The 23,886-nt window shown below is 35.6% G+C and carries 18 protein-coding genes and 1 riboswitch; of the genes, 6 read left to right on the plus strand and 12 right to left on the minus strand.

Translation table 11 applies throughout. The features are described from left to right. Positions 1-6: 6 nt before the first annotated feature. Positions 7-3,192 carry a SusC/RagA family TonB-linked outer membrane protein gene (locus QLQ94_RS17795; RefSeq protein ID WP_482497999.1) on the minus strand — a complete coding sequence of 1,062 codons (3,186 nt, stop codon included), beginning with the start codon at positions 3,190-3,192 and terminating at the stop codon, positions 7-9. Between the two features lie 918 nt (positions 3,193-4,110). On the opposite strand from QLQ94_RS17795, the gene QLQ94_RS17800 reads away from it, so the two are divergent. Continuing rightward, positions 4,111-4,746 carry a LysE family translocator gene (locus QLQ94_RS17800; RefSeq protein ID WP_271334279.1) on the plus strand — a complete coding sequence of 212 codons (636 nt, stop codon included), beginning with the start codon at positions 4,111-4,113 and terminating at the stop codon, positions 4,744-4,746. A 128-nt stretch (positions 4,747-4,874) separates the two neighbouring features. Further along, positions 4,875-5,108, plus strand: coding sequence for a hypothetical protein (locus QLQ94_RS17805; protein WP_271334278.1), 234 nt, complete (start codon positions 4,875-4,877; stop codon positions 5,106-5,108). A gap of 326 nt (positions 5,109-5,434) precedes the next feature. Here the strand turns inward: QLQ94_RS17805 and QLQ94_RS17810 are convergent, their stop codons facing one another. After that, the gene (locus tag QLQ94_RS17810; RefSeq protein WP_271334277.1) at positions 5,435-6,013 is read right to left on the minus strand and encodes a Crp/Fnr family transcriptional regulator; all 579 of its coding nucleotides are present in this window, start codon (positions 6,011-6,013) and stop codon (positions 5,435-5,437) included. A 630-nt stretch (positions 6,014-6,643) separates the two neighbouring features. Between QLQ94_RS17810 and QLQ94_RS17815 the strand changes: the two genes are divergently transcribed. Beyond that, positions 6,644-7,222 (plus strand): cysteine hydrolase family protein, encoded by a 579-nt coding sequence (locus QLQ94_RS17815; RefSeq protein WP_482498001.1) that lies wholly within the window; start codon positions 6,644-6,646, stop codon positions 7,220-7,222. A 31-nt stretch (positions 7,223-7,253) separates the two neighbouring features. Here the strand turns inward: QLQ94_RS17815 and QLQ94_RS17820 are convergent, their stop codons facing one another. The 4 genes from QLQ94_RS17820 to QLQ94_RS17835 all read right to left on the minus strand — a co-directional run bounded on the left by QLQ94_RS17820 (position 7,254) and on the right by QLQ94_RS17835 (position 12,438). After that, a complete protein-coding gene (locus QLQ94_RS17820) occupies positions 7,254-8,447 on the minus strand; it encodes an MFS transporter (RefSeq protein ID WP_271334275.1) in 1,194 nt (397 codons plus the stop codon). A 159-nt stretch (positions 8,448-8,606) separates the two neighbouring features. After that, a complete protein-coding gene (locus QLQ94_RS17825) occupies positions 8,607-9,560 on the minus strand; it encodes a carbohydrate kinase family protein (RefSeq protein ID WP_271334274.1) in 954 nt (317 codons plus the stop codon). Positions 9,561-9,659: 99 nt separating this feature from the next. Then, positions 9,660-10,976 carry an MFS transporter gene (locus tag QLQ94_RS17830; RefSeq protein WP_271334273.1) on the minus strand — a complete coding sequence of 439 codons (1,317 nt, stop codon included), beginning with the start codon at positions 10,974-10,976 and terminating at the stop codon, positions 9,660-9,662. 25 nt (positions 10,977-11,001) lie between these two features. Beyond that, entirely contained in the window at positions 11,002-12,438 is a 1,437-nt protein-coding gene (locus QLQ94_RS17835; RefSeq protein WP_271334272.1) for a mannitol dehydrogenase family protein, read from the minus strand. A 324-nt stretch (positions 12,439-12,762) separates the two neighbouring features. Between QLQ94_RS17835 and QLQ94_RS17840 the strand changes: the two genes are divergently transcribed. After that, positions 12,763-13,785, plus strand: a complete 1,023-nt coding sequence (locus tag QLQ94_RS17840) for a LacI family DNA-binding transcriptional regulator (protein ID WP_427401562.1) — start codon at positions 12,763-12,765, stop codon at positions 13,783-13,785. Positions 13,786-13,874: 89 nt separating this feature from the next. Next, on the plus strand, positions 13,875-15,323 hold the full coding sequence (locus tag QLQ94_RS17845) for an FAD-dependent oxidoreductase (RefSeq protein WP_276597892.1): 1,449 nt from the start codon (positions 13,875-13,877) through the stop codon (positions 15,321-15,323). 70 nt (positions 15,324-15,393) lie between these two features. On the opposite strand, the gene QLQ94_RS17850 is transcribed toward QLQ94_RS17845, so the two are convergent. The 4 genes from QLQ94_RS17850 to QLQ94_RS17865 are packed head-to-tail and all read right to left on the minus strand — an operon-like array spanning position 15,394 to position 20,198. Further along, positions 15,394-16,341 carry a DUF4465 domain-containing protein gene (locus QLQ94_RS17850; protein WP_271334269.1) on the minus strand — a complete coding sequence of 316 codons (948 nt, stop codon included), beginning with the start codon at positions 16,339-16,341 and terminating at the stop codon, positions 15,394-15,396. 59 nt (positions 16,342-16,400) lie between these two features. Continuing rightward, positions 16,401-17,627, minus strand: a complete 1,227-nt coding sequence (locus tag QLQ94_RS17855) for a hypothetical protein (protein WP_482498005.1) — start codon at positions 17,625-17,627, stop codon at positions 16,401-16,403. Positions 17,628-17,634: 7 nt separating this feature from the next. Continuing rightward, a complete protein-coding gene (locus tag QLQ94_RS17860; protein ID WP_271334267.1) occupies positions 17,635-18,864 on the minus strand; it encodes a hypothetical protein in 1,230 nt (409 codons plus the stop codon). Between the two features lie 44 nt (positions 18,865-18,908). Beyond that, positions 18,909-20,198: a cell surface protein gene (locus tag QLQ94_RS17865; RefSeq protein ID WP_427401564.1), complete on the minus strand. Its 1,290-nt coding sequence runs from the start codon at positions 20,196-20,198 to the stop codon at positions 18,909-18,911. Positions 20,199-20,707: 509 nt separating this feature from the next. After that, positions 20,708-20,908, minus strand: a riboswitch (cobalamin riboswitch). 428 nt (positions 20,909-21,336) lie between these two features. Here QLQ94_RS17865 and QLQ94_RS17870 point away from each other — a divergent pair. Beyond that, positions 21,337-22,209: a cupin-like domain-containing protein gene (locus tag QLQ94_RS17870; protein WP_482498006.1), complete on the plus strand. Its 873-nt coding sequence runs from the start codon at positions 21,337-21,339 to the stop codon at positions 22,207-22,209. A 101-nt stretch (positions 22,210-22,310) separates the two neighbouring features. Here QLQ94_RS17870 and QLQ94_RS17875 read toward each other — a convergent pair whose 3' ends face one another. Together QLQ94_RS17875 and QLQ94_RS17880 are read right to left on the minus strand one after the other, a co-directional pair. Further along, a complete protein-coding gene (locus QLQ94_RS17875) occupies positions 22,311-23,060 on the minus strand; it encodes a DeoR/GlpR family DNA-binding transcription regulator (protein WP_271334264.1) in 750 nt (249 codons plus the stop codon). Between the two features lie 154 nt (positions 23,061-23,214). Next, positions 23,215-23,880 carry an HAD hydrolase-like protein gene (locus tag QLQ94_RS17880; RefSeq protein WP_271334263.1) on the minus strand — a complete coding sequence of 222 codons (666 nt, stop codon included), beginning with the start codon at positions 23,878-23,880 and terminating at the stop codon, positions 23,215-23,217. Positions 23,881-23,886: the final 6 nt, after the last annotated feature.

The raw sequence follows: 23,886 nt of genomic DNA on the forward strand, positions 1-23,886 counted from the left end.
GTGTTTTTAAAATTTAAGATTAACATTAAGGCTAAAACTTCTGGTACTTGGCAATGCCAAACTTTCCAATCCTTGCCCGTTTCCTGTATTAAAAGCTGATTCAGGATCTATATTTGGTACGTCTTTGTAGATAAAAAACAAGTTACGACCTACAGCAGTGATACTAGCTGCCTGAAAACCTAGTCTCTTAGCAAATGTTTTATTGAAATTATACGCTAGTTTTACTTCTCTTAGTTTTACAAAAGTTGAACTGTAGATATAAGCTTCACTAATATTGTATGACGCTTTGTAATATTCCTGTGCGCTAATTACCTGATTGTTTGGCGTTCCGTCAGCGTGTACACCATTAAAGATCATACCATCATCATATACTACAGCTCCGTTTGGAGCAGTACCACCATTCAATAAAGTTTTCGTAGTACCTGTTATATAATAATTTAATCCTCCATTTGCAGCATCACGACCTGGCATCGTTTGATCTAATACACCAGTATAAGTACCTGTTCTGTTCGTTCCTGAAAAAAGTTCTCCACCTACACGGGCATCCACAAGAAATGAAAGTTCAAGATTCTTGTATGTCAATGTATTTGTAATACCACCTAAAAAGTCCGGAGTATAATGTCCTAATACTTTCTTTGTTGGATCAGCTTGCGGTAAACCGTTTGCCCCTACTACTATATTTCCATTTGTGTCGCGCAAATAAGCTGTACCATAAAGTGCACCGTAAGCTTGTCCTACAGATGCCAATACATCAACACCACCTGAGGAAGCAATTGTGTAATTTTGAATCTGTTTTTCATAGTCAAGAACATCTACTTTACTAATATTTCTTGAATAATTTACACCCACATTCCATTTAAAATCACGCGTTTGAATAGGGCTTCCGTCCAATTGAATTTCTATACCATGGTTGTTTATTTTACCGGCATTGATTAATTGTGAATTATAACCACTCGCATTAGTTGTTTTTATCTCCAGAATCTGGTCGAAACTATTTGTGTTATAATAAGCAACATCAAGATGCAATCTGTTTTTCCAGAAAGAAGATTCAAGACCTACCTCAGTAGAACGTGTTGTCTCTGGTTTCAGGTTCTCATTAAGTTTCTTTTTAGAAGAAGTTTGAATTGGATTTCCGTCAAATGCAGTTTGAAAATCGTAAACTGTAGCCAATTGATACGGATCTGCATCGTTACCTACTTCAGACCAGCCACCACGCAGTTTTAAGAAGTCAAGTGTATTGCTTTTTAAATTCAATGCATCAGACAATACTAAACTACCACTAACAGAAGGATAAAAATAAGAACGGTTGTTACTTGGCAATGTCGATGACCAGTCATTACGTCCGGTTACATTCAAAAACGCATAGTTTTTATAACCTACCTGGGCAGAAGCATATACACTATATACTTTTAATTCTGAGAAATAATTTGATGAAGTCAACGGATCACGTGAATTGGTTAATGTGTACAAATCAGGTACAGCAAGACGTGGCGCCTTTTGATAATTGTTGGCATCACTGTGGTTACGTTCGTTGAATCCGGCAAGGGCATCTATAGTAAAATCGTCATTTACTTTTTTCGTATACGTAAAAATACCCTCTGTATTTCTTTCGTCTACTGTGTAAGCATCTTCAGCATAAGATCCAAAAGGAGTTCCGTTTGTACCATATTTAATCTCGTATTTTCTACGATCGTTATAATAGTCAACTCCGGTACGGAATTTAAAAAGAAGTCCGTCTGCAAGTTTTGCTTCTAAATGGATATCTCCTATAAAACGATTACGTTGTTGGCTTGTAGTATTGTAATAAGCATTCCAATACGGATTGCTATAATAGCTATTGTTCCAGTTAACATCTCTATTGTCTCTAAGTGCATCTGTATCTACCTGACGTCCGAACCAAAGAAACTGTAACATTACACCTGCAGCACGGTTACCTGTTGGTCCACCCGGTAAAGTTGGAGCAGTTGTAACAATATAGTTCGCTGTTACCCCTACCTTTATACTTTTGGATATTTGGTAATTCGTGTTAACCGTAAAGTTTGTTTTGTTTATTTCACTATTAGGTACTGTTCCTAATTGTTTTTGATTGTTTACTCCTAAACGGAAATCTGATTTTTCATCTGATTTTGCTATCGAAATACTGTTGTCATAAGTAAGACCAGTATTAAAAAAGTTTTTCACATTATCAGGATGCGCCACAAAAGGAACTGCTACCCCGTTAGAATTGAACTGAGGAATAAGGCGTCCGTCCATTTTAGGTCCCCAGCTTTCATCAACACCATCATTAATTCCTCCACCTTTACCATCTACGTAACTAAACTTTCCGTTTGATCCCTGTCCAAAAGAATTTTGAAATCTTGGTAAAGTAGCAACTTGAGAAACGGTAATACCTGAACTAAAGCTTATGCCTAATCCTTGTTGACCTCTTCCTGATTTTGTAGTAATAAGAACAACACCATGCGCTGCACGCGAACCGTAAAGAGCAGCCGCATTAGGTCCTTTTAATACTGTTAATGTTTCGATATCCTGAGGATTCAAATCGGCAATTGCATTTCTAAAATCACGAGAAGCAGCAGCTCCACCAACAGAGCTCAATTGTGAGTTGTCTACCGGAACTCCATCTACCACAAATAACGGCTGGTTGTTTCCGGATATAGAAGTTTCTCCACGAATAATGATACGTGAAGATCCCATATCTCCTTGCGAATTAGTAATACGTACTCCGGCTAATTTACCGCTAAGACCATTTAAAAAATTCGTTTCTTTTGTTTCTGACAACTCTTTTCCTTTAAGCGCCTGAGTAGTATATCCTAAAGATTTCTTTTCTTTTGTAATACCAAGTGCAGTAACTACAACTTCAGACAAAGCATTTTGTTCCTCAGTAAGAGAAACGGTAACGGGATTTGAATTGGCTACAATTTCAGCTTTTTTATATCCCAGGTAACTTACTATTAATGTATAAGGAAGTTTTTGCCCGGTTTGAAAGTAAAACTTCCCGTCAAAATCTGTTACAGCCCCGTGTGTAGTCCCTTTAATGTTTATCGAAGCACCAATAATTGGTTCTTTTGTAACAGCGTCGATTACTGTTCCTTCAAGTCTGGACTGAATTAATGGCTTGGTCTCCTGAGCTTTAACTCCTATGGAAATCAATAAAATACATAACCATATATGTCTGTTTAATTTTCTTTTCATTACTTTCGTTTTGGTTTAATAAATAAGGCGACCCGAAAAAAGATTTACTCCACTTTCGTTTTCCTTATAGAGATGAACAATTTCTTTAAGCTTCACCATTTCTGCTGCAACAGAAATGGTATTTTTTTTATCAGCTATGCATTCGTTTTTTCATTTTTAATTTATTTTAGATTACTATTCGTTACATTGACCAATAGAAAATTTAACCCTAAAAACCAGAGTTCCTTTTTATTAAAAATTTGTATAAATTAGGGATTTAAGAATTTTGACTGTAGGCAACCTATCGCGAATGACTAAATGGTTCCTTGCTCAAAAACAACATTTTTTATTTGATAATCTTTAATCTTTGGTATTTAACTTATTTTTAAATTCTACTAATTTGGTAGAACAAAGGTAAATTAAAAATCTTAGTGCCAAAATTTTAATTGTTTTTTTTATAAAAAAAATGTTAACGAAATCGATTCATTAATTTTAATTAATTAATAATAAGAAAGTTAACTTTTTGTCTTTTTTGATTTGTTGTGTAAGAATTTTTCTAAAACCATATTAATTACTTCACAAAATCTCTTATAATACTGTAACAGACATCAAATATATTTAAAGATCTATTTTCTAAAATATTGTTAAAATCAGGAAAATTTGTGGGCGTTTTATAGAAATTATTCGAGTTTAAAAGTCTAAAAAATTACCTTAAAAGATATATAATCAATATTTTATATCGATTATCTGTTTATACATTTGTTTGGGTTAAATGGTTTTAAGATTCCCATTTAAAAAGATATTCTTCAATTTAAATAGTGAAATATTATGTTTGGTTTTACTTTTCCTTTTATAACTTCGTATCGCACAAAATTTTCTAAGCATCAAGCTTTAAAAAGGAAAGTTTTAATAAAAATGACACACTAATAATACAATATTATGGGAATTATTCACTTGGAAACATTTATACTGGCCGTTATCATATTTGCACTTACACCGGGAGTAGACACAATCTATATTCTGAACAGAACTATATCTCAGGGATGGAAAGCTGGCATTTATTCTTCTTTAGGAATATTGTCTGGTGTATTATTTCATATTACGCTCGCTGTTTTAGGACTGTCTATCATTTTGGCAGAATCAGCACTTGCATTCTCTATTGTAAAATATTTGGGTGCAGCCTATTTAATTTATCTTGGAATCATGAGTTTATTATCTAAAAAAGGAGGCGTTACAAAACTAGAAGCAGATAAAAAGGACTCGATGCTCAAAATTTATGTTTCTGGCGTCGTTACCAATGTTTTTAATCCTAAAGTTGCCTTATTCTTCTTAGCTTTTTTTCCACAATTCATAGATCCAAATTATAAGGGGATTATTAACCCTTTTCTTTCATTGGGCATTATTTACATACTTATTGATCTTGTGTGGTGTGTTCTTATTACATTTAGCGCCTCTTTCTTTACAAAAAAGGTGTTACAAAATCCAAAAATAAGTCTTTGGATGAGTCGCGTTTCCGGATTGGTATATATCGCACTTGGAATTAAAATAGCCCTTAGCAAACGTATTGTGCAATAGTTTCAGCAGGTATATTCAAAGATTATTTCGCGTTATCTTTACTTTAAAATAAGAATTGAATATAATAAAGCTGTATAATTGCAGTTTATAGCATGGATAAAAAGCGATAATGATTCCTATTTTCTAAAATGAAAAAATTTCAAATTAAAAAAACGCTACGCGACAGCTGGATTGTTTCGCATAATGAATTTCCCAAATTTACCTGCGTTTTCGAAGACAAAAAATTTAATATCAGCAGGACAATAAATGGGCTGGAAGATCCTATGGGTAAACCAAAAGAAGTTCAGCTGCTTCAAAAAATGGAAAAATGGCTTCTCCAATACCATAAAGACAAAATGAATGATTGGGGTTTCTATAAATGACTTGCTGCAGAGGGATTTATAGGGATTAACGCTAAATAAAAATAGCCTAATTATTTTTTACCGCAAAGCTCCCAAAGATTTTTGTCTAAGAAGGGTTATAAAAGTATAAAAAAGTTCGCAATCCCGAAGCTTCAGCTAATATCATTAAGTTAAAGAAAAATATATAATTCTTTTGCCGAATGGATTTCGCGCAAAGCCGCCAAGTTTACATCCATTTTCTTTGCGACTTTGCCGAATTTTTTCAACCATAATTGTTTTAAAAAAGCTCAAACTAAAAAAAGACTTTACGTTCTCTGCGGTAATTTTTTTACTCTCCACAGATTTTTTTACAGTAACTTTCTTCTGATCTTGCTTAAAAATTCATGCGAAATACCCAGATAAGCTGCAATTTGATGCTGAGGAATTCTTTGTTCAAGTGTTGGATATTTATTTTTAAATTCTACATAACGTTTATCGGCAGTTTTATTGAGCATACTAATCATACGCAATTGAATTGACTCGAGGGCTTTTTGATTCATGAGTCGAAAAAGTCTTTCGGTTTTTGGTATTTCCTGATATAATCTTTCTTTTTGCTCTTTACTAATCATGATAACCTTTGAATCTTCTAAAGCCTGAATATTTAGTTTTGAAGGTGTTCCTGACACAAAACTGCCAATATCCAAAACCCACCAATCTTCGACCGCAAAATATAAGATATGCTCTTTTATATTGTCTTCCTGATAAAAAATCTTAAAACAACCCTCTAATATATATCCTTCAAAATTACAAATTTCTCCTTCAGAAAGTATCATTTGGTTCTTTTGTATTTCTTCAATATGATAAAACGAGCTAAGTTTTGCAAACTCACTTTCAGAAAAAGCTACATGCTTCTTTATATTTTCGTAAAATAGATTATGCTCTGTCATTTGATAACTGAACTAAATTTACTTCTATAGTTTCTCATTTTATATATCGTATAATATAGTAAACAATCGTTTTCTTCTCAGTAATCTAATTTAGAAAAAAATACGGGTTATTACGCCGGACTCTATTATAAAAAATGATACTTTTTAATAAATTATTCTAAAATCTCCTCTTCAAAGCATTTGGTGAACTAGTTCAACGTCGATATTTTTTGCTTCACAATACCTTTGAAAAAAAAATGAGAGATGACAAATAATAAAAAATGATAAAAATTACAACCACGTTTTGATGCCAATATAATAACTCAATTTCGAACACGAATTACACCAATTTGCACCAATTTCAATGTGTCTATTTAGTTTGCGAAATTAATTACACTAACAAATTAATACAATTAATAACCTAATAATGAAAGACGAAGCAAATTCATACTTGTCTTATACTTGTTCACAAGTCGGAAGAATTTAATCTTATAAATACCATAGATACGCACCCTTAATCAAATTTTAAAACTTAAAAACAAATAACAAAATGAAATAACAGCTGCAATACTATTGCTAATCGCTACTACAATAGCCTGCAATAAAAAAAACGATTTACCTCAACAAAATAATACGCAAAACACAAAAGAAATGGAAAACACAAAAACAGAAAAAACGGCATTAATTATCATTGATATCCAAAATGATTATTTCCCTGGTGGAACTATGGAACTTGTAGATGCTGAAAAAGCGGCACTTAAAGCAAAAGAGTTATTATCATATTTCAGAGCAAACAAAATGCCTGTAATACACATACAGCACATCGCGCTACAAGAAGGCGCTACCTTTTTTCTACCGGACACAAAGGGTGCCGAAATTAATAAAATAGTTTCCCCGCTTGCCGATGAAAAGGTAATTACAAAAAACTATCCTAATAGTTTTAGAGATACTAAATTATTAGAGTATCTGCAGGAAAATAAAATTACCAATTTAGTTTTTGCAGGTATGATGACAGATGTTTGTATCGATGCTACAGTGAGAGCCTCTATGGATAATGGTTTTAAGAACATCTTAATTAGTGATGCCGTTGCTACGAGAGATCGTGAATTAAATGGCGAAACAGTTTCTGCAAAACAAATAAACACTGCTTACTTAGCCGGATTAAATGCTCTTGACGGCTTATATGCTAAAGTTGAATCAAGTAATGAGTTTCTTTTGGCAAAAAAATAAAAAGAGAATCTCTAAAACAAAACCTCTAAAATCAAATGACTTTAGAGGTTTTGCTGTTTTGTTTAAACTGAAACCAAACATATCCCAGGGCTAAGAAAACCATTGCTGCACTGCCATACATCAGCATTGGAATTTTTGCAATCACATCCTGATACACCCATCCGGCAAAAAGTGCCCCAAGGCCTATCCCTGCTTCCAGGGCAATATACATTGTGGCCATGGCTTTGCCACGGTGTTCAGCAAAACTCATATCGACAGTCCAGGCATTTAAAGCCGGAGAGACAATTCCGGTAGAAACGCCATAGAGTGCGGCTCCTGCCAAAAATCCGGTAATTGATGTCGAAAATCCAACAATTACCAGTGATATAATCAATAAGAAAAGTCCAATACCTATCAAATTAAGACGACCGTACTTATCAGAAGCTTTTCCGGCGCCAAAACGAATCATAACTGAAGTGATCGTGAAGACCATAAAAAATAAGCCTTTGTTGGCAATCCCTAAATGCTGGCTCCAGTCAGGAATTAACGTTAGGATCACACCATAAGCCATATAAGAAAGAAAAGTCACGATAGCTGCCGGAAGTACTTCGAGGGCAATAATATCTTTTCTTGAAATTTTTAAAATACGAAGGCTAAAACGCTGCTTGTGTTTCAGGGTTTCTTTCATGTTCATTAAAATAACAATAGAAAGAAGTGCAAAAACAGAAGAGGCATAAAAAAGCATGTTCATAGAAGAATACAATTTAATCGAACTCCCAATAGCGGGTCCAAGAGCCATACCTATCGAAAAACACAATCCGTGTAAACCTAAAGCTTCGCCCCAGCGCTCTCTTGGAACAATATCTGCAACATAAGCTGCAGTTGCCGTAGGTTTGAATCCGGTAGAAAATCCGTGAATTAACCTTAGAAATAAAAACCCGGAAACTGTTCCTAAAACGGGATATAAAATACCGCAGACAAAACAAACAATAGAACCAACTGCCATAACAGGTACTCTACCCAATGTATCAGTCAGCCTGCCGCTAAAAGGTCTTGAGATTCCTGCTGTTAATGTAAAAAGTGCAATGATTAATCCTTTGTATTCTGCTCCGCCCATATTGCTCAGGTATTCCGGAAGTTCAGGAATCAGCATATTAAAACTGGCAGAAAAAAGTAAGGAACTTAAACAGACTAATCCAAATTGCAGATTATAAATAGGATTGATGGCTTTTACAGGGGAATTCATGAGGATTTTTTAGAAGTGCAAAAATACTGAAAACTCCAGTTTAAAACTAATAACCTGCCTAAATTAGCCAGTCGTTTTTTTGCCAAAATAATTGTGTTGGCTAAATGCAGTAAAAGCAGCCAATTAATACATCAGCTGCCTTTACTTTATCTCAATAATTTAATGATTTACAATAGCGTCATTAAGTTCCTCTTCTCGTGAATGACTATTTTGTGTCTTTGTGAAAAGTTTAAAATCTGATATTTCATATTCAGGACATGCTCCTTCTTTTGATGTTATATAGGCGCCTAAGCTTACTGCCTGTTTCATTATATCGTCTATTGAGGCTGCTTTTTCAAGTCTTTTAGATAAGAAACCTGCTAAAAAGGCATCTCCGCTTCCTACGGTATCGGCCACTACGATATCTACAGCCGGATACAGGTAAAAATTACCATCGCTGGCATAAAGTGCGCCTTTACTTCCTTTTGATACTATAACTTCGGGCAATTTGAAAGTATCTTGCAAATAGCTGACAATATCTTCTTCTGAATCGTATTTCTTTCCTAAAAATTCTCTTAGCAGCAATAATTCCGCTTTATTGAATTTGGCAAGGTGAGATTTATGCAAAAGGTCTTTAATGACACTTAAATCATAATGTGGCTTCCTTAGGTTTATGTCAAAAACATTAAACGTACTGTTTTCAAGCAAGGTAAAAAGTGTGTTTTTAGATTGCGGACTTCTTGTTGCAAGTGAGCCAAAAACAAGAGCATCTTCATTTCTAATCAGCTCTATATCCTGAGGTGTTGCTTCAATAAAATCCCAGGCTACATTGGTCACAATATCATAATGTGCTTCCTTGTGCTCATCAAATGTGGCAACGACAGTACTGGTTGAATAATTCTTGTTCAGTTGTATGCTCTTAACCGGCATGTTCCAACTGTCTATTTTTTTTATAATTTCCCTCCCCGGATCATCATCTCCTACACTACTGATCATTCGGGAATCAATCCCCATTTTAAAAAGATTGTAAGCAACGTTAAAAGGTGCTCCTCCGGCACTTTTCTCTTTCCCCGGAAAAAGGTCCCATAACACTTCGCCAAAACAGGCTACTTTGATTTTATTTGAATTTGTCATTTTTGTATTCTTTATACTTTAGAATAACACATTGCAATGCATTATTATATCGCGTCCCGCCGGAACTTAAAATTAAGTACATGCGACGGTTTTAATTGTTTATATAATATCTTTTTCTCTGGGCTGTGATCCAACTAAAGCGTATAACAATATCAGTAATTCGCACACCAGGGTAAGACACCATGTCCAGCGCCATGAACCAAAAAGGTCTGCCATTGCACCTTGAAGCAGGGTAAAAACTGCCCCACCAAATACTGCTGAGATAAAAACTCCCGAAGCCTTCGAGGTATATTGTTTTAAACCTTTTATAGAAAGCGAATAAATACAGCTCCACATAGATGAATGCAGTAAACCTATCGCAACCAAAAACCAGATATTTTGAAAAACCATGGCAATTACAGCAAAAATCGCCGCTATAATGGTGGTAGTAATTAATTGCTGACGTGCTGAAACCTTGCTAAGAAAACTGGATATCACGCGCCCAACCAGAAAACCACCCCAATAAAGCGTAGAAAGCAAAGCGTGTATTCCAAGATCCATCCCGCCAATAATAATGTCTGTCTTTCCGAAAAAAGAAACGGGATTTCCGAGTTCTTCCAATTCGAATGCATACAAATTAATATTGGCACCAATAGCTACTTCTGTACCTACATAAAAGAAAATGGCCAATACTCCCAATGCAAAATGCCTAAAAGACCAAATACTCTTTTCGAGTTTTTCTCCTACTTTGGCACGGGTATGTGCGATATCAGGAATATCAAGTTTTCGTACCAAAAGTGCGACTGCAGCAATACAGAGTATCAGCAGTAAAAGCGGTGTGATTAGCTGTTTGATTTCGATATTATCAATAGAAATTCCCCTGAACATTACCAGCGTCACAAAAAAGGGCGCTGAAGTAGTTCCTATAGAATTAATACCTGTTGTAATACTCAAACGCTGAACGGGCTGTGTACCGGGTAAATCATAAGAAGCCACATACGGATTTACTACAACTTGTATTATCGCAGCAGAGGTTCCCATTAGGTAAGAACCCAATAAGAAAATAATATATCCGTACGGAATAATTGCTCCGCCTGCCGCAAAATGAAAATCAGGGAACTTATACCCTATCTCTACGGCAAACAAATACATTACCAATCCGGATATGATAAAGAAAATACCGCGAATTATGGTTTTCTTGTATCCAAACCTGTTGACCCACTTACTTCCTAATGTACCATTTATAAGATATCCCAGAAAAAAGAAAAAAGAAATCAAGGTGGTCAGCGTATTTTTATAAGCTCCAGCCTCAGATAAAAATGTAAATTTAAGAGGTGCCTGAAGCTGCTCGTTTACAGTGGTAAGAAATCCCACAATAAAGTAAATAAAAGTAACTACCACATACGGCAATATTCGATTTTGAGATTTTAGTTTCATATTTGTTGTATTAACAGAATGACCGTTACGCTACTATTGTTGTTAACACGGCCACTATTCCGTCTTGTTTTATAGCGGTAACAAAATGAATATAAGCTGTTGTGAATTGCTCTGAACTGCTAAGATCACAACTTTTAAAAGGGGCTAACTTTAGAAAACCCAGAGGATCATTGCTTTCTATAAGTTCACTGTCGACTGTATCCAGCCAAGGTTCCGCTATATCATATTGTAATCCGTTACTATCTGTTTTGTATTTTAAATAATGCCTGTAAGAAGCGATAAGAAAAGCCATTCTTGAGAGATCCTTATCGTCTTTTATCATCTTGCCAAGATTAGGCATAATGTAAACGGGAAATTTCGAAATACCATCATAACACAATCTGCTCAGCTGATCGCTTACTGCATGATTGGCAAAACGCTCCAGAAGTGTCTTTTTATATCGTTCGAGATCTATCCCTTTTGGTGCAGGAACATAAGGTGTAATATCGATATTCATAAAATCTTTTAGCAGATTAACAAAAAGCGGATCGTGCATCGCAACATCAACTTTACGGTAACCGGCTAAAAATGCAGGATAAGACAAAAGTGTGTGGGATGCATTTAAAAGACTTAGCTTCATGTTTTCGAAAACAGCAACATCTTTTACAAACTCAACTCCTACTCTTTCCCATGCTGGTCTTCCTGCAATAAAATTATCCTCAATAACCCACTGAATAAAGTCTTCGCAATACACAGGGGCTTTATCATCGATCCCGCTATTCTTGTTCAGGCGTATTATATCGTCCGGTGTTGTAGCGGGCGTAATTCGATCTACCATACTATTAGGAAACGTAACATGTTCTGCTACCCAAATAGCCAGTTCGGCATCTTGTGCTTCTATAAATGCTGTAAATGCTTTTCTTGCCGTATCTCCGTTATGTTGCAGGTTGTCGCACGAAAGAATAGTGATACCGCCATTTCCCATTTGCTTGCGGGCACGTAAACCTTCGGCTATAAACCCGAAAACTGTAGCAGGTGATTTTGGATTCTGAATATCATGTTTGATTTTTTCATCCTCAAGCCTGAAATTCCCTGTTTCCTTATCCAAATTATATCCGCCTTCAGTAATTGTCAGTGAGATAATCTTTATGTTACTTTCGGCAATCTTATCAATTACAGCTTTTGGATTTTCATAACCTGCAATAATTTCCTGAATTGCACCAATTTTATAAACTTCGTCTTGCCCATTTCGGCCACATACAGTTACAGTATAGTCAAAATCCTGTGACTTTAAGTTTTCTACATTTTTCTTATCAGCAATCAATAAGCTCACACCGCATATTCCCCATTCGCTTTGGTCCTTATGGGCCAATAATTCATTTGTATAAAATGCCTCATGTGCTCTGTGAAAGTTGCCAACCCCAATATGTACTATACCCTGACTAATATCTTTGGCATTATATTGATACTCTATAGTTTTCATTTTTTAAATTTATTTGGTAATAATTTGTCGATATTTTTATCAAACTTATAACATTCACTTACTATTTACATCGTTTTCGTAAAAAAACCATTATGGGAACGTTCCCAATATCTTGGGAACGTTCCCAGAGTATCAAATTGTATTCTTTGACCTCTCCTGTTATTAAAATTAACCCATAGACATGCAGGCTTTTCACCTAATAATAAAGCGTTTAACTTCTTAAAATTACAAAAAAATATTGCTGCAAAATAAATAGGTTTCTTTCTCAATGTATAATCTATGTTTTTATGTGTTAGATTATTATTATTTTTGAATAAATTAAGCATGATGAAACGAACTACCATAAAAGATCTTGCACAGTATCTGTCCTTATCCACTTCTACCATTTCGAGAGCGTTGCTTAATGATAAAAACATACATGCCGATACAAAAAACAGGGTAATAGAAGCTGCACAAAAATTGGGTTATAAACCCAATGTAACGGCTTTGAACTTAAAATACGGTAAAACAAAAAGTATAGGATTTGTTGTTCCGGAAATGACAACACCTTTTTCATCAAAAGTGCTGCAAGGTGTTCACAATATTCTTTATCCTTTGGGATATAAAGTTATAATTCTACAATCAGATGAAGATCCTTTGCGCGAAAGGGAGAATCTGCTTTTGCTCGAAAGTTTCAATGTTGACGGAATTATAATCAATCTCTGCCATGAAACACACAATCAGGAAATCTATCAGGAAATAATACAAAGAGGAACTCCGCTTGTATTCTTCGACAGGATACCTCAAAATACACTCGATGTCTCAAAAGTTCTGGTCGATGATCACATTAAAGCTTCTTTGATGATCGAACATCTAATCAGTTGTGGCCGAACCAAAATAGTGCATCTAATGGGACCTTCGACTGTTCGTAATTCTGTAGAACGCGCCGGAGGTTACCAGCGTATTTTAACCAAACACAATCTTTATGATGCTCAATTGATGGTCAAAACAAATGGAGTGGGATTTGACGATGGAAGAATTGCTGCTAAAAAATTACTGGACAACAAAGTACAATTTGACAGTATCTTTGCTTTTACTGATACACTGGCTATTGGTGCGATGAACTATTTACAGGAACAAGGTATAAAGGTTCCCGAAGAAATTGCCATTGCAAGTTTTTCAGGAACAGAATTCTCTGTCAATGTGTTCCCGCAATTAACGAGTGTAGAACAGCCTTTGACAAAAATGGGAGAAAGTGCAGCGACACTTTTAATCGAAAAGATAAAAGATGATTCATCACCAAGCCGAACGATAATTCTGGATGCTAAACTGGTATACCGAGCCTCTACATTAGGGAAAGCTTTATAAAAAAAATTAGCACGGCATTATCAGGAAATTACATAAAGACAATTGGGTTCAGCCTGATTAAAGTAAAAAAAAATAAAGGAGTGGGAAAAATGGAAAATGAAAAGACAAACTGGATTATTTGTCCGGAGTGTCAGGGACAAGGCAAAAAAAGTCAGCGGCTCAGTAAGAAAGTGAGACTCCAATACCAGACTGCGTTAGATCAATTCGAAAAAGCAAATAATGAAGGAATAACACCGGTACGTCCTAAAGCCCACCTCAACTCCTGCCTGAACTGTTCCGGATCCGGATTGATTACTTCCATAAACCCTGTTTTGCCAGATAAAGAAAATTATCCGCATGTCGCTATTATTGGTGCGGGCATAGGCGGAGTCGCTCTGGCGGTTGCTTGTTTGCACCGCAGGATTCCTTTTACTCTTTATGAACGCGACAACAATTTCGATTCGCGTTCTCAGGGCTACGGGCTGACTTTGCAACAAGCCAGTAAAGCAATCGAGGGATTGGGTATTTTCTCCTTAGACGATGGCGTTGTTTCAACACGGCATTTGGTTCACACTACAGAAGGAAAAGTAATTGGGGAATGGGGCGTGAGAAAATGGGTGTCATCTGATGCAAAAACATTTCAAAAACGCTCCAATATACATATTGCACGACAATCTTTGCGACTGGAGCTGCTGGAGCAGCTTGGCGGACAGGAAAAAGTAAATTGGGATCACCAATTAATGGATTTTAAAAAATGCGAAGATGAAAGTTTTACGCTGAGCTTTCAGGTAAACGGAGCAATAAAAAATTGCAAGGCAGACCTTGTGGTTGGTGCTGATGGTATTCGCAGTTCAGTTCGGAAAATGCTGATTGGCGAAGATATTACACCTTTACGTTATCTGGGTTGTATTGTGATATTGGGGATTTGCCCTCTAAAATCTCTTGAAGGTCTTAATAGTTCCTTATTAGACTCGGCTACTGTTTTTCAAACTGCCAATGGCAATGAACGAATTTACATCATGCCTTATAAATCAGATTCGGTTATGTGGCAGCTTAGTTTCCCAATGCCGGAAGAAGAGGCAAAAGCATTAAGTGCTCAGGGACTTAAAGCTCTTAAAGAAGAAGCGTGTCGCAGAACGCAGTGGCACAGTCCTGTTCCTGAAATTTTAGAAGCAACACCAGAAGCGCAGATTTCCGGTTATCCGGTCTATGATCGGGAATTACTCGAATCTGAATTGTTGAATAAAGGCGGACAAATAACGCTGATCGGAGATGCAGCTCACCCAATGAGCCCGTTTAAGGGACAAGGTGCGAACCAGGCGCTGTTAGATGCGCTCACGCTCGCCCGAATGATATTTAAAGGATGTAAATCTTTATCTCACTGGAAAAAAGTGGGTCTAAGAGAAAGTGTCCTGAATGAGTTTGAAAAAGAAATGCTGGAACGCAGTGCTGTCAAGGTAAAAGATTCTGCAGACGCCGCGGAGTTCCTGCATTCTGAAATTGTACTTCATGAAGGAGACGAACCAAGAGGACGCCGTTTAAAGAAAAAAGACAGATAACAAACATGTTTAAATAAATAAGAGCCATTCTTTCGATGGCTCTTATTGTATCTGATATTTTCAAATAATTTTATTCTATTCTTCTTACTGATAATTTATCCAAACAGAAATAAGCTGCGGTATTTATTCCGTACACTAAATCGAAGTCTGTTGAAGACATTTGAAAAACAAGGTATTTTACTTCTCCTAAACTCTGAAGACCACTTGTGCTTACATTCGCCCAGCCTGTAGGCATAACTAACGAAGATCCTGTATGATTTGCTAATGTATGACTAATAGGGTTCGTAATAGTTCCGTCTTCGGTTACTCCGTAAATCAACAATTTGAAAGAATCACCCGAGGTAAACGCTCTTGCGAATCCATCTCCGTACAAACAACCGTAATAAGGCCATGGATGCATGTTGATTTTTAATCCTTCGACTTTGTATAATCCAGAGTTTCCTATTTTAATCCAGTTAGAAAAACCGCTTTCGCTAAAAGTAGTTCCTTGTGGATTTTTAGGATCTAAATAACTTGACCAATACGCAACAATATAAGGATCTCCAGGTGTCCCGGGTGTTCCCGGAGCTACTGAAGAAGAAGTTCCAAAACCACTTCCCGCCATAGTTCCCCATTGATGAGCCACCCAGCCATCAGATCCGCCAGGTGCAGCACCAGAACCGTAATCTTTAACATCATTTACATTTGATACCGTAAAACCATCCCAGTAATTATAACCGGCAGAAGTTGCTGTATGCGAAAATGTAAAAATGTCAACATTAAGATTGGTACCTGAAACATAGGTGTTTTCCCAGTATTTACCTCCTGCTGTAGTCGTTCCGCTTGCTAATAATGCACTCGTTAGATTAAGCGTTGACAGGGTTCCAATTGCAGGATCTGTTACCGTTTTTTTTGTTTTGCTACTTGTGCTTTTTGCTGTTGCACTGGCGCTTTCGTTACTTAAAGGAGCGTCGTCATTATTACAGGATGAAAGACCTAAGAAAAGACCGACTGTCAAAAAATAAAGTACTTTTTTCATAATTTATAAAATTTAGGGTTATTATTCGTCTTTAATTACTTTAGAAAAAGTATTCCTGCTTACTTGCTTTTAGAAAAATTCAAATCTTCGGCTTGTACAAAGTGGCTGGTTACCAAATCTGTACCACCTGCCTCTGCAAATGTTGACACGAATACTTTGACAAAATCAATTCCCGGCAAATGAACTTTCTTTCCGTTATTGTCTACAGCCCAACTAATATCTATTGACGGATCTTTGATACCTCCGTAACCCCACTCAAAAGTTCCTACATTATAGACTGTTCCCTCTCCATCACTTACATCTTTTATGGGCAGATATATTTTTGTTCCTTTTACTGTATAAGATTCTCCCATCCATTGTGGATAATAATTATATCGTCTCCATTTTTTTGTTTTTGTAATAAAACCGGAAGCATTTTTATTATCTGTCCATTTAAGATATTCTTTATCAAATTGCCAGTCTTTTGTGCCTGTTACAGCTGCTTTAGCCGGATTAGGTTTGTTGTATGTAATTTCATAATTTTTAACAGTCGTCGATTTATTATGTTCGCTGCCCGCAATTTCATACCATTCGTTTTCGTCTGCAATACCATTTTTATTTGCATCGTAGGCAACATATATACTTACAGGCGAAAATTTTAAACTACCGCTGTTCTGGGTCATTAAAACCGTAAAGTCGCGTTTGCCATACGTATTTATTACAGTATGATCAAATTTTGTAACGATCGATCCTCCAAAAGTTCCTAATGCAATATCATTTCCTTCTATAAGATCTGACTGAATTTGTTCCATAACATCAGCTTTGGCAGTAAATGGAGTATTATCACTATTATAGCTGGGTGCAAGTAAATAATCGATAAGCAATAATGCTTTTGAAGTATAGGTTTTACCTGTTTCTGAAACAGCAACTTTTGTAGACGCTTGTTTTGTCATTTTGCCTAACGTTACGGTTAAATCTACTGCATAACTGGCAGCTTTGGGCGCTATGAACTGTAATGTCTTTGTGTCTGCAATAACAGAATCTTTTACAGCTCCATTGGTACCGGTTACTTTTACTGTCCATTTGTATTTTGCAAGAGCGGGATCGCCATTTTCAATAAGCACTTCCGGATCAACGCTAACTGTATTGTACCTGCTTACTGTAAATTCTGAAACTAATTTTAATGAAATTGAAGCTTCTTTTACAGGTTGTATTTGAGGATCTTGTTCTTTTGAATCGTCATTGCTACAGCAATAAAAAGTGCCAATAGCGACAAGAAACAAACTATGTTTTAAATACTTTTTCATATTCTGATTATTTTACTTTTTTTAAATTGTATTTTTTTAATAGTTGAAGATCGGCTGCACCTGCAAATCGGGTAGCCATTGAAGACTGTTGATGGCAAAGTCCCATTGGTTCGCTCACACAGTTCACTACTTTTATAAAATTGATTCCCGGTAGATTGGCTTTATTTCCGTTTTTATCTACTGCCCAGTCGATATCAATATCAGGGTTTACAGCATTTGCATATCCCCATTGCGGAGGAGTAAAATTCCATAAGGTAGTTTGTCCGGGACGTGCCGTAATAAAATCTACATTCAGTCTTGTACCTTGATAAGTAACTGCAGTCTGAGAAGACCACAAAGGATAATATTCTTTTTTAGTCTTAGATCTTGGCATATAATAAGACTCTGCCGAGTTGTTTTCGCAAAAGATGTGCTCACGATCTGTAAACATATCATTAGGTCCTCCTACAACTACAGGCGCTCCTGCTGCTTTTTTATGATAAGTAATTTTAAAATTCTTTATAGTATTTGCTTTCGCATGCTGACTTCCTATGATTTCATACCATTCGTCTTCGTCCGGTTTTCCGTTTCCGTTTTTATCATAAGCAACATAGATCAATCCCGGTGCCGGCGGATTAGCCTTATCGCTCAAATCTCCTCCATATATTTTAAAATCACTTTGTCCCGGAACATTCACAACAGTATGATCAAAACCCACAATAATAGAACCTCCAAAACCTCCTAAGTCAAGTTCATATCCTACACTGGTTTCATTGATTCTGCCCAATGCAGTTCGTGCCATGTCTTCTTTTTTAAATCCGTCTTTATATAAATCGTTGGCAAACATTCCCGGTGCCGGATCAAAATCAAAGATACTTGTGATGTACGGACTGAAATTTTTGGCTTCATTCGTTACATTCACTATTGTTTTTTTACTTCCCTTTTTGTCTCCTGAAGTAACATTTAAAGTAAGTTCGTAACTACCTGCGTAAATGGCTGCAAAACGTAGGTCTTTTGTATTTCCTACGATAGAATCAGTCGTTTGGTTCACAGGATTTTTTGTCAAAATCCATTCATAAACAGGACTGGTTATTTCGGCAGAAGACGTTATGTTTAAAATGCTAAATGTTGGAGCTTCATATTTTTCCTGAAGTGTAATTGCGATCAATTTTTGTTCAGGGTTATCATCATTACTGCTGCATCCTGTAAAGACGGCTGCAAAGGCAATTAATAATAAATGGGTAAAGTTTTTTTTCATAGTTTTTGATATAATAATTTTAATTTAATACGTTATTCAATTGATTATCGGGTTGGGATATTTTCTCCTAAAAGATGCAAATCTGTTGCTCCCATAACCTCCGTCGAAGTTTCACCCAGCCATCCTGCCTGCTGATTAAGACCATTGTAGACTTTGACAAAATCGATTCCGGGAAGCTTAATTTTATTTCCGCTTTTGTCAATTGCCCAATCAATATCAATCGCAGAATCATCGTCATTATTAGGTGCATTATCTGCGTATCCGTATAAAAAGGCATACTGTACAAAATAACTTCCCGTTCCGCTTTCATCGACTGCATTATCCGGTAATCTTGTTCCTTTAAAAGTGATACTTGGCTGGTCTTTTAGCCATTTTGGCCAGTATTCAAGAGAATGATTATAGGCATTGTTTTGTACCAGATAACCGTCTTTGCCCTGATTGTCTTTCCAATAGATATATTCCGTATCTGTAAAATTTACTGTTCCTGTGCCGCCACCGGGAACGGGTTTTTTATTAGGATCAGGTCTGTAATACGTTATCTCATAATTATGAATCGTTTTTTCCATTTTATGTCCGGCACCTTCAATTTCATACCATTCATCATCCGGAAGTCCGTTTTTATTTTTATCATAAGACACCATTATTACTCCTGCTTCACTGCTACCGCCACGCATAGTGCTGTTAGGGTTAGGATTGGCTTCTGCCCAAAATGCATTACCCAATACCCTGAAATCACGTTTGCCTTTGATATTTACAATAGTGTGGTCAAAACCAAAAACAACATAACCTCCAAAAGCGCCAAGAGAAATCAAGTCCCCGTTTTTCTTGGCGAGGTAAGTATTGGTTCTCGTCAAAATTCTTTCTGTTGTATCGCCATCATTGGCTGCCGGCAAATCGTTTATGAATTGTCCCGGGGCAGGTTTGAATTCAAAAACTTTAGCTATAAAAGTTTTAAACTCTTTTGTTTCTTTACTAACCGTTATCACAATTTTCTGGTTCTGAATGGCGCCCTTATCGTTTATAGTCACTGTCAGGTTATAAGTGCCAACTTCTGTTGCTGCAAACAGGGCTTCTTTTGTCGTTGTATTGACCAACGAATAATTCTGTGTTGGAGCATTCGTGACCGTCCAGCTGTAGGTTGCATCTGCGCTCACAACAATATTGGGACTTATGGCAAGTATGGTAAATCTTGGTACATTATAAGGGATATCCTGACCGGCTATGGGAGGAATATTTTCATCGTTCGTTCCGCCATTATCTGAACAATTGGTCAGCAAAAGTGCTGCAGCCAAAAGAAGTACTGATCTGAAATAGGACAAGGATTTTTTATACATATCTATTATTTTTTGATTCTGATTAAAAGTGATATTTATTAAAGTTTTTATTTAATTAACTATACTTATTGATTTGTTTATATATAAAATACAAGAGCTAAAATGACTAATGAAAATTTGGTGTGAGGTCATGCAGAATCCTTTGATTTTGAAATTTAACAAAAGAGGTAAATAAGAATTTTTCTAAATTTGGGTTTGAAACATAATAGGTATTATGCTTCTTGAGAATTTGTAATATTTTTTTGGAAAGGTTTTTTTTGGGAACTAAATACAGATGAAGTTTAGACTTTAATATCTCGGGATTTAAAAAACAAAAACGAGTTTCAGGCTCCTTGAAATAAACCAGGGAAGCAGAAATTATAAAATGAAATAAAAGTTTTTTTCCGGTATTGTACATCACTCATTTAATTAAATAAACTCCGGAATGTATGAATGAAAAGCAATAAGAGAGAATCCCGTTATACAATAACAGGTCAATTCTTGTTGTTCAACTTTATTCCACGAAAGTTTTACACTATGTGATTGTGGCAGGTCTCCTGACTTGTTCCATCTTTAAACAGCCTTCTCATCCGCAAAGCGGGACAATGGCATTAGTAACGTTTAAAGACTTATATAGAACTTACAGTAGCGGGTCTGTTCAGGATTTGCACCTGATTCCCTTTTAACTGTTTTTTCTTAAGAAAAAACAGACCAAAATCTGAGGGTAAATATATAATTATCTTTATAAAAATCCACTACTTTTTATCATTAAATTAAATTTATCACAATTTATATAAAAAATGTAATGGTTAAACTTCTAAATATTTGAATAAAATATCATTTCCTTAAGAAAAAGCTTTTTTGATTTTTTAATGAATGCTTTTAAAGATTTTAATATAAACCAATGTGGTCTGTATCAATAAATCAGCAACTTTATTTTAATGAAGAATGTGTATCTTTACTATAAAAAAGCTTACAATACTTTTTTTAGCATACTGGGCGATGTAGTAATACAGGCAGTAAAAATTACAAATTTTGTTCTTAATCACATTCTTGGCAACTGTAAAATATTACTTTAATAAAACTGGTTGAGCTATTGGGCTTTTATGCAACTAGCAAATGTGCACTGAATTTATATAACTTAAAAAAACTATTACATATGTCATTTGATTATATACCGATAGAAAGGGTTGAAAAGCTTACAAAAAAAGAGTTTATAGAAAATTATTACAAACCTCAGAAACCTGTTGTAATTACCAATCAAATAGAAGACTGGCCTGCGTTTAGCAAATGGCATTTTAATTTTATAAGGGAAGTTGCCGGTGAGAAAATGGTTCCTTTATATGACAGCCGTAAAACCGATTATACCAAAAAAGTGAATGAGCCGGATTTTACAATGACTATGTCTGAGTATATCGATATTCTTGAAAAGGGTCCAACAGATCTTCGGATATTCTTGTACAATCTTATGAAAGAGGTTCCTGTAATGAAGGCTGATATGCATTGGCCGCGTCTGGGAATCCGCCTGCTTAAAAACCTGCCTCTTGTTTTCTTTGGCGGTCAGGATGCGAAGGTTTTCATGCATTATGATATTGATTTTCCCAATATTTTTCATGTTCATTTTGAAGGTAAAAAACAATGTGTCCTGGTTGATCCCAAAGAAACAAAATATATGTACCGCCTACCCTATTCGTGGTTGTGTAATGAGGATATTGATTTTGATAATCCTGATTATGAACGATTTCCGGCACTTAGAAAAGTAAGGCCTTATATTACGGAGCTGAACCACGGAGAAATGCTTTATATGCCGGAAGGCTGGTGGCATTATATGAAATACCTTTCACCGGGATTCTCGCTTAGCCTGCGTTCTCTTGCCGGACGCCCATCTAACTTATGGAAGGGTTTTGCTAACGTTGCAATCATTCGTTATTATGATAACTGGATGCGCAAAAGAAAGGGTCAGGAATGGCTGGATTATAAGGATGCAGAATCTATACGCAGGACTAATGCTACTTTAGAAGCTGCCAAATAATACAATAAATGAGTTAAAACATAAAAAAAGCTCCAAAATCAATTGACTTTGGGGCTTTTTTAATTCTATGAGACTTAAAATCAATTGGCTAAAAAATCACGTCAAATCAATTTAATTCCTAAACTTCTGTAAGCATCAAGTTTACTGTCATCGCTTGATAAATCTGTAATAAGTGCGTTTATATCTTTAAGATCACAAACCTTAAAGGATTCTGTATTATTTATTTTTTCGATATTTCCTAAAACAATTATTTGTTTAGCATTGGCTAGCATAATGCGTTTTATTTCTGCTTCATCATTAAAAGTTGACGTTATCCCAAATTTACTCTGTATGGCACATGCACCCATAAAATAAACATCAGCGATATAATTTCTGATCTCCTCACGGCTTTTTGCTCCTAAATTCGTTTCTGTATGTCTGTTGTAAACACCTCCTAAAACAATAATTTCAATGTTTTTAAATTTTGAAAGAATTGGTACTAAGGCCACATTATTAGTTACAATCCTTAAACTTGAATTAAGCGGAAGATGAGCTGCAATTGCGCATACAGTCGTACCGCCATCCATAAAAACTGTTTGTCCGTTTTTAATAAATTGCCGGGCTTTTAACGCAATTGTCTTTTTACCATCTGAAAGATAAGACGCGCGATCCTGAAAATTCAAAGGATTCTTTGATATCGGGATTGCGCCTCCCCTGACTTTAGATAATAATCCGTTATTGTGAAGAAGTTCGATATCCCGTCTAATTGTATCTTCAGAAACTTCAAGATCAACTGCCAGCATATCATAGGTTACTTTGTCTTTTTGTTTTAATAATCTAAGTATATGGTCAAAACGTTCTTCTTTTATCATCAAATTTTATTATTAATCCTTTGGGTATAATTAGTTATAAAACATACTGTTTCCCTTTCGAAAAGTCATTTCATTTAATAAATAATGCAGAAATCAATCCTGCAGAAAACTGTATTTTATGCATTACCCAATACAAAATATTAAATATTATAGCTTAAAGAATTTTTAAAAAGTTTGATAATTCTTTAATTTCTTCGAAAACAATTGCGCCTGTCTCTCTCATTTCGTTTTCATTGAATCCATTAGAAAGTCCATACACATTAAAACCTTCCTCTACCGCATTTTTCAGTCCAACAATGCTGTCGGCAATCACAAAGCATTCCTCTGGTTGATATCCTATAGTTGTTGCAACATTCGAATATAACGCAGTGTCTGGATTTTGCTTCTCTATTTCAGAAGTGGTCAATATTTTCTCTGGCGTAAAAAGATTAAGTAGATTAGTCAACTTTAGATTGAATTCAATTTCTTCCTGGGGAACATTGGACAATACGAAAAATGGCATTTCAGGTATTTCCAGTATTCTTCTTACTCCTTCTTTAACATCAAGTCCACTCCTTAATTCTTCATAGATTTTTTTTCTTACTTCTTCTTCAAAATCATTTGCAACATTGATCACTATAAGATCTTTAAGTTGTTTTATATTCTCTTCGATTCCTTTTTCGCTAAAAAGACTCAAGGCATCATCAAGCTCTATGTTTAATCCGTACTCCTCGGCTTTATCTAACAGGATCGAAATTATTATTGTTTCTGCATTGAGTAAAATTGTATCACTATTAAATATAATACATGCAATTACGGGAGCGGCCTTTTCTTGTTTCATTCCTTT

Source organism: Flavobacterium sp. B114r (assembly GCF_056824125.1).

Excerpts from the sequence above, each read along its gene's own strand:
- QLQ94_RS17795 (WP_482497999.1), bottom strand. The coding sequence starts at position 3,192 with ATGAAAAGAAAATTAAACAGACATATATGGTTATGTATTTTATTGATT.
- QLQ94_RS17800 (WP_271334279.1), top strand. The coding sequence starts at position 4,111 with ATGGGAATTATTCACTTGGAAACATTTATACTGGCCGTTATCATATTT.
- QLQ94_RS17805 (WP_271334278.1), top strand. The coding sequence starts at position 4,875 with ATGAAAAAATTTCAAATTAAAAAAACGCTACGCGACAGCTGGATTGTT.
- QLQ94_RS17810 (WP_271334277.1), bottom strand. The coding sequence starts at position 6,013 with ATGACAGAGCATAATCTATTTTACGAAAATATAAAGAAGCATGTAGCT.
- QLQ94_RS17815 (WP_482498001.1), top strand. The coding sequence starts at position 6,644 with ATGGAAAACACAAAAACAGAAAAAACGGCATTAATTATCATTGATATC.
- QLQ94_RS17820 (WP_271334275.1), bottom strand. The coding sequence starts at position 8,447 with ATGAATTCCCCTGTAAAAGCCATCAATCCTATTTATAATCTGCAATTT.
- QLQ94_RS17825 (WP_271334274.1), bottom strand. The coding sequence starts at position 9,560 with ATGACAAATTCAAATAAAATCAAAGTAGCCTGTTTTGGCGAAGTGTTA.
- QLQ94_RS17830 (WP_271334273.1), bottom strand. The coding sequence starts at position 10,976 with ATGAAACTAAAATCTCAAAATCGAATATTGCCGTATGTGGTAGTTACT.
- QLQ94_RS17835 (WP_271334272.1), bottom strand. The coding sequence starts at position 12,438 with ATGAAAACTATAGAGTATCAATATAATGCCAAAGATATTAGTCAGGGT.
- QLQ94_RS17840 (WP_427401562.1), top strand. The coding sequence starts at position 12,763 with ATGATGAAACGAACTACCATAAAAGATCTTGCACAGTATCTGTCCTTA.
- QLQ94_RS17845 (WP_276597892.1), top strand. The coding sequence starts at position 13,875 with ATGGAAAATGAAAAGACAAACTGGATTATTTGTCCGGAGTGTCAGGGA.
- QLQ94_RS17850 (WP_271334269.1), bottom strand. The coding sequence starts at position 16,341 with ATGAAAAAAGTACTTTATTTTTTGACAGTCGGTCTTTTCTTAGGTCTT.
- QLQ94_RS17855 (WP_482498005.1), bottom strand. The coding sequence starts at position 17,627 with ATGAAAAAGTATTTAAAACATAGTTTGTTTCTTGTCGCTATTGGCACT.
- QLQ94_RS17860 (WP_271334267.1), bottom strand. The coding sequence starts at position 18,864 with ATGAAAAAAAACTTTACCCATTTATTATTAATTGCCTTTGCAGCCGTC.
- QLQ94_RS17865 (WP_427401564.1), bottom strand. The coding sequence starts at position 20,198 with ATGTATAAAAAATCCTTGTCCTATTTCAGATCAGTACTTCTTTTGGCT.
- QLQ94_RS17870 (WP_482498006.1), top strand. The coding sequence starts at position 21,337 with ATGTCATTTGATTATATACCGATAGAAAGGGTTGAAAAGCTTACAAAA.
- QLQ94_RS17875 (WP_271334264.1), bottom strand. The coding sequence starts at position 23,060 with ATGATAAAAGAAGAACGTTTTGACCATATACTTAGATTATTAAAACAA.
- QLQ94_RS17880 (WP_271334263.1), bottom strand. The coding sequence starts at position 23,880 with ATGAAACAAGAAAAGGCCGCTCCCGTAATTGCATGTATTATATTTAAT.